The sequence below is a fragment of the Salinibacterium amurskyense genome, assembly GCF_002797685.1.
In the GTDB taxonomy this organism is placed as follows: Bacteria; Actinomycetota; Actinomycetes; order Actinomycetales; family Microbacteriaceae; genus Rhodoglobus; species Rhodoglobus amurskyensis.
The window spans coordinates 673,465-689,956 of the sequence record NZ_PGFH01000001.1 but is presented as its reverse complement, the minus strand read 5'-3'; the positions used below and the strand labels follow the sequence as shown (position 1 = coordinate 689,956).

At 62.8% G+C, this 16,492-nt stretch carries 18 protein-coding genes; 11 read left to right on the top strand and 7 right to left on the bottom strand.

The window, feature by feature from the left end; genetic code table 11:
• The first annotated feature begins 79 nt into the window (after positions 1-79).
• Complete coding sequence (locus CLV85_RS03175; RefSeq protein WP_229820351.1) at positions 80-1,273, top strand: HNH endonuclease; 1,194 nt, start codon at positions 80-82, stop codon at positions 1,271-1,273.
• On the opposite strand, the gene CLV85_RS03170 is transcribed toward CLV85_RS03175, so the two are convergent.
• Entirely contained in the window at positions 1,258-2,235 is a 978-nt protein-coding gene (locus CLV85_RS03170) for a DNA cytosine methyltransferase (protein WP_240033561.1), read from the bottom strand. The two genes, CLV85_RS03175 and CLV85_RS03170, sit on opposite strands and share 16 nt — an antisense overlap.
• A 245-nt stretch (positions 2,236-2,480) precedes the next feature.
• Between CLV85_RS03170 and CLV85_RS03165 the strand changes: the two genes are divergently transcribed.
• The 8 genes from CLV85_RS03165 (at position 2,481) to CLV85_RS03130 (ending at position 10,645) form a co-directional block, all read left to right on the top strand.
• The gene (locus tag CLV85_RS03165) at positions 2,481-4,661 is read left to right on the top strand and encodes a RecQ family ATP-dependent DNA helicase (RefSeq protein ID WP_100388142.1); all 2,181 of its coding nucleotides are present in this window, start codon (positions 2,481-2,483) and stop codon (positions 4,659-4,661) included.
• Positions 4,662-4,835: 174 nt separating this feature from the next.
• On the top strand, positions 4,836-5,666 hold the full coding sequence (locus tag CLV85_RS03160; protein ID WP_229820354.1) for a hypothetical protein: 831 nt from the start codon (positions 4,836-4,838) through the stop codon (positions 5,664-5,666).
• Between the two features lie 156 nt (positions 5,667-5,822).
• A complete protein-coding gene (locus tag CLV85_RS03155; RefSeq protein WP_100388141.1) occupies positions 5,823-6,398 on the top strand; it encodes a hypothetical protein in 576 nt (191 codons plus the stop codon).
• A gap of 62 nt (positions 6,399-6,460) precedes the next feature.
• On the top strand, positions 6,461-7,156 hold the full coding sequence (locus CLV85_RS03150) for a hypothetical protein (protein WP_100388140.1): 696 nt from the start codon (positions 6,461-6,463) through the stop codon (positions 7,154-7,156).
• Between the two features lie 136 nt (positions 7,157-7,292).
• Positions 7,293-7,667, top strand: coding sequence for a hypothetical protein (locus CLV85_RS03145; protein WP_100388139.1), 375 nt, complete (start codon positions 7,293-7,295; stop codon positions 7,665-7,667).
• 118 nt (positions 7,668-7,785) lie between these two features.
• Positions 7,786-8,067 carry a metal-sensitive transcriptional regulator gene (locus CLV85_RS03140; protein ID WP_100388138.1) on the top strand — a complete coding sequence of 94 codons (282 nt, stop codon included), beginning with the start codon at positions 7,786-7,788 and terminating at the stop codon, positions 8,065-8,067.
• A gap of 74 nt (positions 8,068-8,141) precedes the next feature.
• Positions 8,142-8,366 carry a heavy-metal-associated domain-containing protein gene (locus CLV85_RS03135; protein ID WP_100388137.1) on the top strand — a complete coding sequence of 75 codons (225 nt, stop codon included), beginning with the start codon at positions 8,142-8,144 and terminating at the stop codon, positions 8,364-8,366.
• Positions 8,366-10,645 carry a heavy metal translocating P-type ATPase gene (locus CLV85_RS03130; RefSeq protein ID WP_100388136.1) on the top strand — a complete coding sequence of 760 codons (2,280 nt, stop codon included), beginning with the start codon at positions 8,366-8,368 and terminating at the stop codon, positions 10,643-10,645. The genes CLV85_RS03135 and CLV85_RS03130 overlap by 1 nt, the downstream gene beginning before the upstream one ends.
• A 64-nt stretch (positions 10,646-10,709) precedes the next feature.
• On the opposite strand, the gene CLV85_RS03125 is transcribed toward CLV85_RS03130, so the two are convergent.
• From CLV85_RS03125 to CLV85_RS03110, 4 genes are all read right to left on the bottom strand, one after another.
• On the bottom strand, positions 10,710-11,717 hold the full coding sequence (locus CLV85_RS03125) for a YihY/virulence factor BrkB family protein (RefSeq protein ID WP_100388135.1): 1,008 nt from the start codon (positions 11,715-11,717) through the stop codon (positions 10,710-10,712).
• The gene (locus CLV85_RS03120) at positions 11,710-12,210 is read right to left on the bottom strand and encodes a DUF6328 family protein (protein WP_100388134.1); all 501 of its coding nucleotides are present in this window, start codon (positions 12,208-12,210) and stop codon (positions 11,710-11,712) included. The genes CLV85_RS03125 and CLV85_RS03120 overlap by 8 nt, the downstream gene beginning before the upstream one ends.
• Positions 12,211-12,290: 80 nt before the next feature.
• The gene (locus CLV85_RS03115; RefSeq protein WP_100388133.1) at positions 12,291-12,917 is read right to left on the bottom strand and encodes a GyrI-like domain-containing protein; all 627 of its coding nucleotides are present in this window, start codon (positions 12,915-12,917) and stop codon (positions 12,291-12,293) included.
• Between the two features lie 30 nt (positions 12,918-12,947).
• Positions 12,948-13,319 (bottom strand): PH domain-containing protein, encoded by a 372-nt coding sequence (locus tag CLV85_RS03110; RefSeq protein WP_100388132.1) that lies wholly within the window; start codon positions 13,317-13,319, stop codon positions 12,948-12,950.
• A gap of 176 nt (positions 13,320-13,495) precedes the next feature.
• Here CLV85_RS03110 and CLV85_RS03105 point away from each other — a divergent pair, with 176 nt between their 5' ends.
• Both CLV85_RS03105 and CLV85_RS03100 read left to right on the top strand, forming a co-directional pair.
• The gene (locus CLV85_RS03105; RefSeq protein ID WP_100388131.1) at positions 13,496-14,743 is read left to right on the top strand and encodes a ThiF family adenylyltransferase; all 1,248 of its coding nucleotides are present in this window, start codon (positions 13,496-13,498) and stop codon (positions 14,741-14,743) included.
• Positions 14,744-14,745: 2 nt separating this feature from the next.
• The gene (locus CLV85_RS03100; RefSeq protein ID WP_229820356.1) at positions 14,746-15,171 is read left to right on the top strand and encodes a molybdenum cofactor biosynthesis protein MoaE; all 426 of its coding nucleotides are present in this window, start codon (positions 14,746-14,748) and stop codon (positions 15,169-15,171) included.
• Between the two features lie 4 nt (positions 15,172-15,175).
• Here the strand turns inward: CLV85_RS03100 and CLV85_RS03095 are convergent, their stop codons facing one another.
• Positions 15,176-15,421, bottom strand: a complete 246-nt coding sequence (locus CLV85_RS03095; RefSeq protein ID WP_229820357.1) for a MoaD/ThiS family protein — start codon at positions 15,419-15,421, stop codon at positions 15,176-15,178.
• A 1-nt stretch (position 15,422) separates the two neighbouring features.
• Positions 15,423-16,487 (bottom strand): GTP 3',8-cyclase MoaA, encoded by a 1,065-nt coding sequence (gene moaA, locus CLV85_RS03090; RefSeq protein ID WP_100388129.1) that lies wholly within the window; start codon positions 16,485-16,487, stop codon positions 15,423-15,425.
• Positions 16,488-16,492 lie beyond the last annotated feature (5 nt).

Genomic DNA, 16,492 nt, shown 5'->3' with positions numbered 1-16,492 from the left:
TGGTTGGCAAGGCTCTGCTCTCGACGTTTTAGCGACCAGGTACGCTTCAGGAGCGCTCCAGTTCGCTAGCCTTGCAGTCATGACGACTAACGTACCGAGCTTGGAAGAATTCACGCTGAGTTTTCATAAGATGCCCAGTGGCGGACGCGGTGAATACGAGGTCGTCGGAAAGCAGAATGGTCATGGGGCGGCGGACCTCGACAGCCTCGTTTTCGTGTTGCGGACTTCCTTTGGCGATTTGAACACCCACCTGCATCTCAGCAGCCAAGGAGGCAAGAGGCGCCTGCGGTCTGAAGATAGTTCAGTCCATCCACAAATTCAGCGCCAGATCGCGTCACTCCTGATGCTTCCGACTAGCACTAGGTCCGAAGCCTCGGTATCCTCGGCTCTCCCGATCCTTCTAGCCAAGCGCTACATCATGGACATCGAATTTACTCTTCTCAACACAGATGGTGCTCTCGCGGTGATCGAGCCCACAGTTGTGGTGGCACGATCTGGAGACATTAATGATGAATTAGCAAAAACTAGGCTTGATTACCAGAAGCGCGCATCAGACTTGGCGCTCCTTTATACACGAGCCGCGTTTCTCCCCGCCCCGCTGAACGAGCTCGTCACACAACACTTCTCGACGTTGTACGGCGCCGAGCACATCAGCTTGGACGTTGAGACAAAAGTTAAGGAAATCTTAGCGGCACTGAGCTATTCGGACTATGAGTATCTGCCAGGGAGTGACCCTCTTCCCTTGCTAAAACGATTAGCGGGGATCTCCGCGACCGAGTTAGTAATTCCCTCGCCAGTTGAAACCCCTTCGGACGACACCGAGATTCGGCTCAGATCCGAGCACATTTACAGAAGCCGTCGGATTCGCTCCGCGGCAGCAACCGCATTCAAGCGCGAAGTCCAGCGAAACTACGATTTCAGATGTGCTTTCTGCGGACTGCGAGCGCCACAGTTTTTGCGAGGGCAGAGTCCCGGTGTGGATGCCGCCCACATCTTGCCCTACGGAGATTTCGAATTAGATATCGCAACCAACGGAATCATGCTGTGCAAGCAACACCACTGGGCGTTCGATAGTCACGTACTACTTCTGAGTTTTGACGATGGCAATTACTACGTCACCCTTAACGACACAGCTGACAAAGCTTTCAGCAACGACGCTGAAACCCTTGCGATCCTCCGAAGGGCTACCGGGTTGATAGATGAGTCGCGACTACCTCGAAAGGCGCTAAGACCCAATCCTCTATTTATCGAGAAACTCTACGCAACTTCGTAGTCGGCAAGAGAAGCTCGCGAAGTCGTAGACCCCTTATGGGACAAGAGAACCGAAGCTAGACGCCCCCCCAACCATTCGATGACGTTCACTGTGACCGCATTGCCGCAAGCATGGTATCGAGCAGAATCTAACTTTTCGATATTGCCGATTGAACTAGGCAAATCCGTCCAGCCATCAGGAAACCCTTGTAGACGCTCAGCTTCGAGCGGAGTCAGTCTTCTAACTTTGCCCTCAGGGTATGAGACGTAGTTTCGTGACCAATCTGTTCCGGTATGACGGGCTGATTCGGCGTAGAGGCAATGGGCAAGTTTTTTGACGAATCCGCGCTTAGGATCTCCAACGCTGATCGCAAAGGGGGAAATAGGTTTCTCCCCATTCGGTCTGCTCTTCTCAGAATTCCTGTCGCCGCGTTCGGGCTCAAAAAGTACCGCTGCGGCGGCCGACGGGTCTCCAAGATATCCGACGATGAAGACTCGACTGCGGCTTTGGGGGACCCCGAAGTGTCGACTGTCAAGAACTCGCCACGCCACGCCATACCCGAGCTCGGCCAACGTTCGAATGACGAGAGCGAAATCTCTTCCTTGGTTGGAAGAGAGGAGACCCGCAACGTTTTCGATAACGACAGCTTTGGGGCGACCCTCTTCAAGAAGCCGAGCAAACTCGAAGAAGAGCCCTGATTGTTTTCCGTTGAGCCCACTTCGTTGCCCCATTCTTGCTAGAGAGATGTCTTGACACGGGAATCCGCCTGCCCATACTTCAGCATCGGGAATATCGCTAGGTTGAACGTCTCGAATATCGGTCTGCTTGGGCACGTCGGGCCAGTGTCGCTGCAACACGTCAAGACAAAATGGCTTGATCTCGCACTGCCACACCGATTTCATACCCGCACGCTCAAAGCCCAAGTCGAAGCCACCGATACCAGCGAAAAAAGATGCAACCCTCGGGTTTTGTAAAGTCGTCACGCTATGCCCTTCCGCGTTCTGACGCATTCAAGTTCGATACAACAACTATAGGTATCCGCGGTGACAATGGCTCTTGCGGCACCCCAAACTGCTGAATACGAACAGCTGCCGAATAGCCACACTTGAGTCGCGGCTGAAAATGCGGTATCGCTCAATCCCCCGCTCCACAAATGAATACGACCCACGAGAGCCAAGATCCTCACAACAGGCAATGAAAAGTCAGCACCCCCTGCCACACTAGCCACGTGACAGATACCCGCACCGATGCCCTGGCCGTTCTCCGCACGCTTGTCGGCAATGAGACTGCCGACTTTCATGAGGGACAGTTTGAGGCGATCGAGACGCTCGTCGATGGGCGCCGCCGCGCGCTCGTAGTGCAGCGCACTGGGTGGGGAAAGTCCGCCGTCTACTTCGTTTCCACGCTGCTCATGCGCCGACGAGGTGCGGGCCCCACCGTGCTCGTGTCGCCACTGCTGGCGCTCATGCGGGATCAGATTGCCGCGGCATCCCGCGCCGGAGTTCGTGCCGTCGCCATCAACTCCACCAACCCGCACGAATGGGCCGAAGTTCAGCAGCAGCTCGCCAACGATGAAGTCGACGTGCTGCTCGTCTCCCCCGAACGCCTCAACAACCCCAGCTTTCGCGACAACCAACTACCCGCACTGATCAACCGCATCGGGATGCTCGTCGTCGACGAAGCGCACTGCATCAGCGACTGGGGCCACGACTTTCGCCCCGACTACCGCCGTCTGCGCGAACTCATCGCCACCATGCCCGACGGCGTCCCCGTGCTCGCCACCACCGCCACCGCCAACTCCCGCGTCGTCGCCGACATCGCCGCGCAACTCGAAACCGCGAGCCCCACAGGCAGCACCGAAAACACAGCCACGGGCGGCACCGAAGTCGTCACCATCCGCGGCCCCCTCGCGCGAGCATCCCTGCGCCTGGGTGTCCTTAAACTCGCGGATGCCCGAGCTCGCCTCGGCTGGCTGCTGAGCCACCTCGCCGAACTGCCCGGCAGCGGCATCATCTACACGCTCACCGTTTCGGCCGCAGAAGACACCGCGCGGCTGCTGCGCGACAGCGGCATGGATGTGCGCGCCTACACCGGCAAAACCGACCCGCAAGAGCGCGAAGAGTCCGAACAGGCACTCAAGAACAACACCGTGAAAGCGCTCGTCGCCACCAGCGCGCTCGGCATGGGCTTCGACAAACCCGACCTCGGCTTCGTCGTGCACCTCGGCGCCCCCTCCTCCCCCGTCGCCTACTACCAACAAGTCGGCCGCGCCGGTCGCGCCACCGACAACGCCGACGTGCTGCTGATGCCCGGCCGCGAAGACGAAGACATCTGGGAATACTTCGCCACCGCGTCCATGCCCGACCAAGCCAACGCCGAACTCGTGATTGCCGAACTCACCGCCGCCGCCAACTCCGGCGCCGGGCCCGTCTCCACGCCCGCGCTCGAAGCCCGCGTAAACCTGCGCCGCACTCCCCTCGAGCTGCTACTGAAAGTGCTCGACGTGGATGGCGCTGTCGCCCGCGTGCAAGGCGGCTGGACCGCCACCGGCCACCCCTGGAGCTACGACGCCGAACGCTACGCCGGAGTCACCGCCGCCCGCCGAGCCGAACAACAACACATGCTCGACTACGAACGACTGCCCGCCGGCACCGAAGGCTGCCGCATGGAATACCTGCAACGCGCCCTCGACGACGACACCGCCACCCCCTGCGGCCGCTGCGACAACTGCGCCGGCGTCTGGTACCCCACCGACATCAGCACGGATGCCACCACCCGCGCCACCGCCACCCTCGACAAAGTCGGAGTACCCGTCGAGCCCCGCGCGCAATGGCCCACCGGAGCCGACAAGCTCGGCGTCCCCGTGCGCGGACGCATCAACCCCGAACTGCGCGCCAGCGAAGGTCGCGCCCTCGCCCGCCTCACCGACCTCGGCTGGGGCGGCACCCTGCGCACCCTCTTCGCCCCCGGCACCCCCGACGCACCAGCGAGCCCCGCGCTCGTCGCAGCCTGCGTCCGCGTGCTCGCCGACTGGGGCTGGGATGAGCGACCCGTCGCCGTCGTCTCGATGCCGTCACGCAGCAAACCACAACTCGTGGCATCCGTCGCCGAAGCCCTCGCCAGCGCCGGCAAGCTGCCCTACCTCGGTGCGCTCTCGCCCACCGGCGATGGGCCCACCGGCGAACCCGGCGGCAACAGTGCCTACCGACTCGCGAGCGTGTGGGGGCAATTCGAGTGGGCTGGTGGCGCAGCTGGCCGCGGCGAAGCAGGGAGCGAACTACCCCACGGCTCCATCCTGCTCGTCGATGACCTCGTCGACTCGCGCTGGACGCTCACCATCGCCGCGAAAGCACTCCGCGAAGCCGGGGCGGATGCCGTACTCCCGTTCGCGCTCGCCCTGCGCGGATAACCGCAGCGGCAAACCCCTCGGGGTCTCGCCACCGTTGACCGTGTGAAGCGAACCCACCACCGGGCATCCGCGCCCCACGGGCATTGCGCACGCTCCCTGCCGCTTCACCGGCAAGAAAGCTATTCTGATAGCTCAAGCAACGGAGCCGTTGCGGTGCGATCGGAGGTCGCCACAATGTCAGGTCTCTTCTCACAACAGAGCCCCGCCAGGTACGCGCGCTCGCTCGAACGCCACTCCGACGCCATGATCGCCGCCGCGAACACCAACGGGCGCGCTCTTCCCTCCGACACCACGCCCTACAACTTCGGGCTCGGAGCCTTTCTCTCGCTGTTCGCGATCCCCCTCGCTATCGCCGCCGCAGTCCTTGTCGGCCTGCTGGGCTTCGGAATCGGAGGCATCCTCGGGGCCTTCGGGATGCTCACGGCCTTTCAACTCTTTGCTCTAGGTTCTCGCCAGACCATCACCCGCGGCCGTGACTTCATGTTCGCCCTTGTCGTTGGCACCATCGCTACCGTTCTCGGAGCCCTCGCCGGCCTCCTCTCCGACCTCTTCAGCACCTTCGTCGCTCGCGGAGGCACGACCGGCATCATCGAGGACATCCTCATGGGGCGCGCGGAGTTCCCTTTCCCGATTCAGGCAGAGTACATCGCCGTTCCGCTCATCGTGGCTGCCGTTCTTGCCATCCTCGTGATCGTGATGAACGGCGCGAAAGCACTCGCTGCGCACCGCGAAAGCATCATCGCGAAAGCCAATGCTGCAGCCACATCAGCGACTACCCGCTTAGAGACGTCGCGACAAGCATTGTCGTCATCCGCCACGAATTCAGCGAATGCAGCTAACAAGTTCGCCAATCACGTCATGACAATCAACGCGTCATCCCCCGGCATCATCCTCAATGGAAAACCACTCGACGAACAGGAAATCACGAAGGGGTTCTCGTCGAAGCTGAGCGATCTCGCCCACAAAGCGATCAGGGCATGGTCAGGTCTTCGAACGGAAAGATGACCAGCCGCGGGGAACAGCCACAGGACACGGCCACGCAACCGGTGCGGCATCAAGATCCTCGCCGCGAAAGCCCACACCGGAGGAATACTTAGGTACCCTAGAAAGGACGAAGTCGCTCGGTGAGAGATTCCCGCCGCGACTACGGAGGTGGCACCAATGCAAGAAATGCAACCCAGTTCCGCCCACGGAAGCTTCTCCGGTGCAAGCGGCCGCATAGCTGACGTCGAAGCGCAGATCGCCGCGAACCAGTACCGCGACGGCAACATTCTCCCGGAGCCCGAACACGCCGACCATTTTCAGCGCGGCCTACTCATGGCTCTGCTCACCATTCCGATCGCTGCCATCCTTGCCGCCGTCTTCGGACTCAACTCTCCAACCGCAGGCGCCGCCACCGCCCCATTCGCGATTATCATCGCGTTCGGGTTCTTCGCTCGCGGTTCTGGGCGCTCCCCTGTCACCGGGCGAGGGTTCACGGCCGCAGCTGGCATCGGCCTCGTAACAATGGCCATAGCTGCCGCGATCAGCTACCCCTACAGCCTGTTTCTCACCTACCTCTACGACGGAGGCACCGGCGGCATCCTCAGCTCAGGGTTTGCACGCTTCTTCTCAACCTGGGTCGACGCGAACGTGATGTTGATACTCGCCTCGATTGCCGTCGTGACAGTAGTCTCTGTGGTGATCGTGTGGAGGAAAGCACGAGCAGCCCGAGCCCACACCACCGCCCAGCGGTAGTCGCCGTCCGGGAATTAGCCGCCTGCAGGATGCCCATCTGCGGACTACCCGGAAGCCCAGCGATGACCGACAGCTCGACCACCCCTGACGCGCAGATCCACAAGCCGTATAACTTCGTGCTTGGCGCGCTCGCGTCCGTACTCGCGATCCCTCTGACGGCGATCGTCACGATCATCATCGGCCAGGTTGGCTTCGAGTACTCCGCAACCTTCGGTGGCCTCGGCATGGTCTTCGCTTTCACCTTCTTCGGCAGCGCCTCGCGCCGCCGCATCGTTCGAGGCTTTGGCTTCGCCTTCGCTCTCCTCGTCGGCCTCGTCGCCACCAGCCTCGGAGTCATCGCCGGCTTCGTCTCCTCCGTCTACTACTCGTTCAACGCCGTAGGCGGCAAAGGCGGCCTGCTCGGCGACGTCTTCATCGGACGCATCGTCTACCGCCTCACTGAACGCCCCGAAGACTTCTTCATTCCCGCCGCCATCGCCGCATTCCTCGCAATCATGTTGCTCGTCAAATACATGAAGACCGCGATTGCCGTACACGGAACGCCCGCCGACGCTGTTGGCAACGAACCAGCGGCAGCACCTACAACATCCACGACGCCTGCAATTCCTGCGACACCTGCACCCTCCGAAACCGTCGCCACCGCGACTCCAGAGCTGCCGGATGCCGCGGCCACGACGATCAATGCCCCGTCATCCGGAATCCTGCTCAACGGCAAGCCTCTCGGCGGACCGGAGCCCAAGAAGCGCTTCTGGCAGTAGCGTCAGCGCGCCCACACCAGGCACCTGCGGAGCAACCACACGCCACTGACCCATCCGCGGCGCCCGGCGTCTCCGAATAACTCTGCACGCAGGAGTTCCGGCACCGTGCCGGGCGAGTCGAGGCAGGGTAGGCATCATGGCGATCATCCGTTACACCGGCATCTACAACGCGGATGGCGGCGTGTGGGGCGAAACCCGGTACGTGATCGGCCACATGCTCGGCACCGCAGCGTGCTCGCTGTGCGACATCACGCACTCGCCGATCCGTCGCAAACCTCAATGGGATGCCATGGTTGCCCGACTGCCCGTGCCTTTCAAAGTGCTCCACCGCAACGAGATCACGCCCGCTGAGACTGCCCATGTTGCGGCGACGGGATTGCCGGTCGTTCTCGCCCATCACGACGATGGCCGCATAAGCACCGTGCTGCGCAGCGCTCAATTGGATGCCGTGAGCGGCTCGGTAGTAGCGTTCGAGTTGGCGTTGACTAGGCCTGCACTCGCGAAGGCCTAGTGCGACTGCGGTCGGCTACTGCGGTCGACCCAAGCGGTCAACTTCGGCGGTTGACTTCTCCGCTCTAGAGGCGTCTAATGGGAATACCCCTGAGGGGTATCCGGTTGAGAGGATCACGATGCCTGGTTATGACGACAACAAAGAGCAGCTGCTCAAGCGGCTGCGTCGCGCTGAAGGCCAAGTGCGTGGCATCCATCGCATGATCGAAGAAGACACGTACTGCATTGACGTGCTCACTCAAGTGTCGGCCGCGACTAAGGCCCTCGAGTCTGTCGCGCTCGCACTGCTCGATGACCACCTCAGCCACTGCGTGGCCGAAGCGAGCCGCGAAGGTGGTGCTGTGGCCGACGAGAAGATTCGCGAGGCGAGTGCGGCAATCGCGCGCCTCGTTCGTTCGTAGCCTCCGCTAGCCCCCGCTGTTCTGCACAACAACTTCCGCCCGCGCCTCGCGCCTGCGGCAATCGAAGGAGAATCATGACCCACACCGCCGATTACCTGGTCGAAGGAATGACCTGCAGCCACTGCGTCTCCAGCGTCACCGAGGAGCTCTCCGAAGTGGCTGGCGTCACCGAAGTTTCGGTTGACCTCGCCTCGGGCTTGCCCTCCACCGTTTCTGTTACGTCTGAGACCCCTCTCGACGACGCCACCGTCAGCGCCGCAATCGAGGAGGCAGGCTACACGCTCGTGAAGAGCCTCTGATGGCCTCCGATCCCAGCACCGTCAACCTTCTGGATGTCGAACTCGACATCACCGGAATGACCTGCGCCTCCTGCGCTGGCCGCATCGAGCGCAAGCTCAACAAGCTCCCCGGCGTCGAGGCGAGCGTGAACTACGCCACCGAGAAGGCTCGCGTTCGCGCGCCCGAGGGCATGGATCCCGAGCAGTTTCTCGAAACCGTGAAGGCTGCCGGGTATAGCGCCGTCATCCCGGCGCCCATTCAGGAACGCGACGAGAACGACAACGCGAGCCCCAAGAGCAGCGATGACGATTGGGCTTCGCAGTTGCTGCACCGTCTGCTCGTCTCGACCGCGCTGGCCGTGCCAGTCGTGCTGATGTCGATGATCCCGGCGCTGCAGTTCACCTACTGGCAATGGCTAGCTCTGACCCTCACGGCCCCGGTTGTCGTGTGGGGTGCGTGGCCGTTCCACCGCGCTGCGGCCGTGAACCTCCGCCACGGTGCCGCCACCATGGACACCCTCATCAGCCTCGGCGTGATCGCCGCGTTCGGCTGGTCGCTCTACGCCCTCTTCTTCGGTGGCGCTGGCGAAGCTGGCATGCACATGACGATGACGTTCTTCGGAACTCCCCACGGTGGCTCAAGCGAGATCTATCTCGAAGTCGCCGCCGCCGTCACCGTCTTTATCCTGCTCGGCAAATACATCGAGGCCCGCGCTAGCCGCGAGTCGGGTGCTGCTCTTCGGGCCCTGCTGGAACTCGGCGCGAAGGATGCCGCCGTTCTCCGCGGCGGCGTGGAACAGCGTGTTGCTGTCTCCTCGCTCGTCGTCGGTGACCACGTCGTGGTGCGCCCCGGCGAGAAGATCGCCAGTGACGGCCTCGTCATCGAAGGCAATTCCGCCGTCGACGCGAGCATGCTCACGGGCGAATCCGTACCCGTCGAAGTTGGCCCCGACGATCGCGTCACCGGCGCCACCCTCAACGTCGGCGGACGACTCGTCATCGAAATCACTCGCGTCGGCCGCGACACCGAACTGGCCCGCCTCGGTCGCATGGTCGAAGAAGCACAGACCGGCAAAGCCGACATCCAGCGTCTCGCCGATCGCGTTTCGGCCATCTTCGTTCCGGTCGTTCTCGGCCTTGCCGTCGTTGCTTTCGTCGGCTGGATGATCGCCGGCGGCCCCATCGAGCTCGCCTTCACGGCCGCCGTCACCACACTCGTCATCGCGTGCCCCTGCGCCCTCGGCTTGGCAACGCCGACCGCCCTGCTTGTGGGCACCGGTCGCGGATCGCAGCTCGGCATCCTGATCAGCGGACCCCAGGTCTTGGAACAGACCCGCTCGGTCGACACCATCGTGCTCGACAAGACCGGCACCGTCACGACCGGCGAGATGCGCCTCAGCAGCATCGACGTGCTCGAAGGCGAAAACGAGGAGCTCGTGCTGGCTCGCGCCGCCGCCGTTGAGGCTGGCTCCGAGCATCCGGTCGGCCGTGCCGTTGTAACCGCAGCTGAGGACCGCGGCCTCACGCTCCCCGCCGTCACCGACTTCGCCGCCCATGCTGGCACCGGCGTTCAGGCCACCATCGATGGCACCGTCGTGTTCGTCGGCAAGCCGTCGTGGCTCACCGCTGATCACCAGCAGCTGGTGTCGGATGCCGCCCTCACCCTGGTCGAGAAAGCCGAAGCTGCCGGGTCGACCGCGATGGTCATCGCGTGGGAAGGTCAAGCGCGAGGCGTGCTGGTTGTCGGCGACACCATCAAGGCAAGCAGTGCGGACGCCATCGCCGAGTTCACGCGGCTCGGCTTGCGCCCCGTGCTCCTCACCGGCGACAACGCCGGCGCTGCAGCATCCGTCGCGAGCGCGGTGGGAATCACTGACGTACACGCCGGGATTACTCCGCAGGGAAAGCTCGACGTCATCCGCCAGCTACAGGCCGAAGGTCGGGTTGTCGCGATGGTCGGTGATGGAGTGAACGACTCTGCCGCCCTCGCTGCCGCCGACCTCGGTATTGCCATGGGTGGCGGAACGGATGCCGCGATCGCCGCGAGCGACATCACCGTCGTGAGCGGGGACCTCATGGTCGTCGCCGACGCGGTTCGCCTCGCCAAGCGCACCCTCGGGATCATCCGCGGCAACCTGTTCTGGGCTTTCGCCTACAACGTGGCGGCCCTGCCCATCGCGATGCTCGGTCTGCTCAACCCGCTCATCGCGGGCGCAGCCATGGCCTTCTCGTCGGTCTTCGTCGTCACGAACAGCCTGCGCTTGCGCGGGTTCAAGTCGAGCGTGCGGTCAGAGCGCTAGCCGGTAAGCGTCACTAGCTTCGGATGCATCGCTCGCGAGCGCTTCACCCCTTGCGACCTCCGCGCTAGTCGCCGCTGGGCTGCTGATCGCGGCTACGAATTGCAATTCCCCGCGCCTCGTCCTCCGCCTGACGGCGGGCGAGCACGTGGTTACGGAAGGTGTCGCGCAGGGGCAACTGAACCATGTTCTCGGCAGGGACGCCCGCCAGTAGCTGACGTAGGCGCGTGAATTCGGCATCCACTTCGAGGCCGGCAACAAACGCGAGGTTGCTGATGTAGAGCCAGATGAGCATGGCGAGCGCTCCGCCGAGCCAGCCGTACACACGGTCGTAGCTGGCGAAGTTGGAGGCGTAGAATCCGAAGCCCGCGGTGGCAAGGCCCCACGTGACGATCGCGAAGATTGCGCCGGTGCTGACCCACCGCATCCGTTCGTGACGCACGTTGGGCGTGTAGTAGTAGAGCACCGCGATGATCATGGTGAGGATGACGGCGAGCACCGGCCAGCGCCCGATCGACCACACGGTGATCCAGGGTTCGCCTATACCGAGCGCTTCGCCCACGGCGGTTGCAACGTTGCGGGTGGTGAGCAGCAACACCACGACGGCGGCGAAGGCGGCGAGCAGGAACGTGGAGAGCACGAGCATGAGCCCGCGGAACTTCACGAACCGTCGACCCTCTTGAATTTCGTACACGCTGTTGGCGGCACGACCGAAAGCGGTGGCATAGCTCGACAGCGACCACACACTCAGCAAGAGCCCGACGGCGAGCGCGACTCCGGGGCTGCCGATAGAGAAGAGTTGGGTAAGCGGTTCCTTGAGCACCTCGACGGTGCTCGGCTTGAGCACTTCGGTCGCCAGATCGATCACGGTATCGGCGGCCTGATCTTTGCCTTCGGCGATCGCCAATACAGAGACGACGCTCAGCGCGGCCGGCAGAGTGGCGAGCGCCGAGAAGAAGGCGAGCGTGGCAGCGGAGTCGATTCCGCGGTGCAGCATGAAGCCGTGATACGCGCGGCGAAAGGCGTAACGCCACTCTCGGCGCGGCTCTACGAAAGTATCTCGCTCTCTACTCATTGGAGAGTTTTCGGCGCACGATGGTGGGCATAACCAACCACAGCGCAATAGCCAAGAAGGCCGCAGTTCCGCCGGCAACCGCTCCCGCTGTGCGACCAGCGACCACATCGAAGATCAGCATTGCCGTGCCAGCGATAGTAAGCGACACCACGAACAGCGTCACTTTGAGGAGACGATCGGATGCCGTCACGAGTTCGGGCTTCGCTTTCTTTCCAAAGAGGGCACGGTGAAGACTCACGGGAGAGACGGCGAGCGCGGTCGCGAGAACTGCAGCTGACACCAGGGCGAGGTAGATCCGCACTTGGTAGTCATCCAGCTCGGAAAAGCGTTGCTGGAACGCGAGCGTCAACAAAAATCCGGTGAGAATCTGAGTACCGGTTTGGATGACGCGCAGCTCTTGGAGGATCTCGGTCCAGTTGCGATCTCCCCGTTCCGTTGAGGTCTCGTTACGACCGTCTTCCTGCGCGTCGGCGCTACTCACACTCGTGCTCATCCCCACATCCTAAGCAGTTCGGCGCAGTGTCATTGCCATCGCATCCGATGCGCCGCAGCACCCCGGGTTCCGGCCGCCCATTAGACCCGCTCGACAGGTTGCCGCAGCAGGGTGCGGAGCTTGGATGACTCGACTTTGCGAAAGTCGTTGAAGTAGATCTCGTGGTGCTTGCCGGTCATCCGCAGCCCCTGTTCGGGAATGTAGTCGTCATGCATCTGCGCCAGAATCTCGGCCTCATCGTCATAAGGCCCGAGGTGGAGTGTTTGCACGCACAGCCCCTCCTCGAGAATCTCGAGGCGTACCTTGCCGAGGCTAGCGGGCAGAGTCTCGGGGGTCTTGCTTTTGGCGGTGACCGCGGCCACGGCGTCCTGAAACATCGCGTCGGTGATCCACTCGGGCGTGAGGATCATCGCAGTCCAGTCCCACTGCGATTTGTCGCGGCCGGTCGTGAACGCGGCCATATCTTCGGCCCACCACAGCGCTTCGAGCGGCGGTACGACATAGTCGCGGTCGAGCGCTTTGCTCGCGAACTTCAGCGTGTACGCCACCGGATAGAGCGCGCCGATCGCGGCCGTATACTCGCTGCCTTCCCCGGGCGCACCATGGCCGTCGACCATGAGGTACTGCTGGGGCGGGACATCCAGAATTCTGAACTCGTTGTGGCGCGCCTTATAGGCGTCGAGCGTCTTCTTGAAGTCTGTTTTCATTGCCCCATCCGCCTTCCATAAGTCGCGTTGCTAGCTGGCGCCGATGACGACGTTGGCGATGAGCATATCGAGCTTGCGCACGTCGATGGCCTTGCCGACCTTGATCTTGATGTGGCCGGCGCGGGTCCACAGTTCGAGCTCAGCGTTGAAATCGAGGGTGCCCGCATTCTCGGATGACCACATGAGAACGCTCGAATAGGGCAGCGAGTACAGCTCTACCTTCTTGCCGGTGATGCCTTGAGCATCACGCACGATGAGGCGCTTGTTGGTGAAGACGGCGCTGTCACGGAAGGTTTTGTAGGCCGCGATGGGCTGCTCGCCGGGAAGCAACATCGGCATGACGTCTTCGGGGATCGGGGCTTCAGAAACGAACGTCCAGGCTGCGATTACGGCGGCTTCCATCGGGTACTCCTTGAATCGGGTAATGGGCCGAGATCTCCGACCCGCACACACCCTATCGGCCACCGCCGACGCCCCTGCTGTGACAGCACTGCCGCACCCGAACGCGCCCAGATTCGACAGCATCCGAAACAGTAGAATCGTTGCTGTGCCGCTTCCGGCGCGGTAAGGATTGCCCTGTGACATCGCCTGCTCAGCATGACCGCAAGCCGCTCGTCGAGCCGGGTGCGCCGCTCGGCCCGCAGTCGCTGATTCGTTATTCGCGCCAACTCGCTAATCCTGATTTCGGCGAGCTCGCGCAGCGCCGCCTCGCGAACGCCCACGTGCTCGTTGTCGGCGCGGGCGGCCTCGGTAGCGCCACCATCCCCGCCCTCGCCGCGATGGGCGTTGGCACCATCGGCGTGATCGATACGGATGCCGTTGAACTCTCGAATCTGCACCGCCAACTCGCTCACGGGGTCGCCGACATCGGGCGAAGCAAACTCGCTTCGATGGCCGAGACACTCGGTCGGATCGATCCGGAGATCGCGGTTGTCCTTCACGATGTGTGGCTCGATTCCAGCAACGCGCTCGCACTCTTTGCGGGATATGACCTCGTACTCGACGGCAGCGACAACTTCGCCACCCGCTATCTCGTCAATGACGCAGCCGCGCTGACCGGCATTCCCGTCGCCTGGGGAGCGATCCTGCGCTATGGCGGTCAAGCCGGAGTGGCGTGGGCTGGTCACGGACCGACCTATCGCGACCTCTTCCCGGTGCCGCCGGCACCCGGCACCGTTCCCTCGTGCACTGAGGGCGGGGTTCTGCCGACCGTGTGCGCCATGATCGGCGCCATCATGTGCTCCGAAACCGTGAAGCTCATCACCGGCATCGGAGACCCGCTTCTCGGCCGGGTGACCACCTACGACGCGCTCACCGGCCGCTTTCGAGAACTTGAGTACGCCGCAGACGACGACACGGATGCCATCACCGAACTCATCGACTACGAGGCCTTCTGTGGCGTGCAGCCGGGATCCGCGACCGCCGGTGGCGCTGGTGCCGATAGCGATGGTGCGGGCGGTGCGAGTAGCGCAGGCGAAGCGAACGCTGCCGGAAACGCGGCCGGCGCAAGCGACGAAGTCGATTCGCGTGAACTTGCGGCCATGCTCCGCAGTGGTGCGCCCCTGCAACTCGTCGATATTCGCGAACCCTTCGAGTACGCGATTGCCGCGATTGAGACTGCTGAGCTGATTCCGCTGGGTGGTCTCGGAGACCGGCTTGCCGACATCCGCACCGACATTCCTGTGGTTGTGTACTGTCACCACGGCATCCGCAGCGAGCGTGCCCTGCGAATGCTGCAGAGCGCCGGCTTCACCAATATCCGCCACTTGGTTGGCGGCATCGACGACTACTCGCAGGTCATTGATCCTGCGCTCGCGAGGTACTAAACGTGAACGATCAGATCCCCGCAAGCTTCGCCACCATTACGGATGCCGTGATCGATGAAGCTGCAATCCGGCGCGCGGTGGAGTCCCCCGCTTCCGGCGCGGTCGTCGTGTTCTCGGGCGTGGTGCGTAATCACGACGCCGGCAACGAAGTGTGGTCGCTGGAATATCAGGCGCATCCCGAAGCCGAAGCGCTGCTGGCTCAGTGCTGCGCCGAAGTTGCAGCCGAAACGGGCCTCGCCATTGCGGCAGCGCACCGGGTTGGGCTGCTCCAGATTGGGGATGTTGCCCTGTCGGCAGCCGTCTCCGCAGCGCACCGACGTGAAGCGTTCGAGGCGTGCGAACTACTCGTCGAACGCATCAAGCAAACGGTGCCGATCTGGAAGCGTCAGCAGCTCGCGGGCGGCGCGACCGAATGGGTGGGGCTGTAAAGACCTAGCCGCCAGCGAACGGCGGCAGCACGTCGACGCGAGCGCCCACGGCGTACGCGGGATCACGCCGAACGACGCCGTCGATCAGGAATGATCCCGACTCGACGACTCGCTGCATGAGCGAACCGTAGCGCTCGATGAGCACGTCCTTGAGCGTTGCCAGAGTTGCCCCCGACTCAATTTCGAGGTGCTCTTCATCGCGTCCAGCGGCCTCGGCGGCAGCGGCGAAGTAACGAATGTGAGTGGTCATGTCAGCCACCAATGTACGACATCTCGATCTTCTTAGCGCCCGGTCCTGGTGTGGTCGCCGGTCGGGCGGTGTTGAGCGAGCGCAACTCTGAATAGCGGTCGGTGCGGTTGCGCCACAGGCTCGCCATGGCATCCGACAGTTCGTCGTCGGTGCAGCCGTCACGCATGAGGGCTCGCAGGTCGTGACCCGAGCTGGCGAAGAGGCACGTGTAGAGCTTGCCGTCGACCGAGATGCGGGCGCGTGAGCAGGTGTGGCAGAACGACTGAGTGACGCTGGAAATCACGCCGATCTCTCCGCTGCCATCGCGATAGCGCCAGCGCTGCGAGGTTTCGCCGCTGTAGTTGGGGGCGATTTCTTCGAGCGGGAGTTCGGCGTTGATTCGAGCCACGACCTCGGCCGAGGGCACGACTTCGCCGAGCTGCCAACCGTTGGTGGTGCCGACATCCATGTATTCGATGAAGCGCAGGATGAACGGGGTGTCTTTGAAGTGGCGGGCCATCGCGACAATGTCTTGGTCGTTGTGCCCCTTCTTGACGACCATGTTGATCTTGATCGGTCCCAGGCCTGCAGCGTGGGCGGCGTCGAGACCGTCCAAAATCTTCTTCACCGGAAACTTCACGTCGTTCATGGCTTGGAAGGTCGCGTCGTCGAGCGAATCGAGCGACACCGTGACGCGCTTCAGCCCGGCCTCCTTCAGCGCCGGGGCAAGGTGGGCGAGCGCTGAGCCGTTCGTCGTGACCGCGAGGTCGAGGGGCGCGCCCGCCGGAGTTGTCAGCTTCGACAGCATCCCGACCAACTCAGGGAGGCCTTTACGCAGCAGCGGTTCACCACCGGTCAGGCGAATCTTCTCGACGCCGTGAAGCACGGCAATGCGCGCCAGCCGGGTGATCTCTTCGAAGCTCAGAAGTTCGTCGCGCGGCATGAACGCGTAATCAGCGCCAAATACTTCCTTGGGCATGCAGTAAACGCAGCGAAAGTTGCAGCGGTCGGTGACCGAGAAACGGATGTCGTGCAGCGGCCTGCCCAGGGTGTCCGCGACGGGGCTGCCGATCGCGGAGGAACTCATAGCGT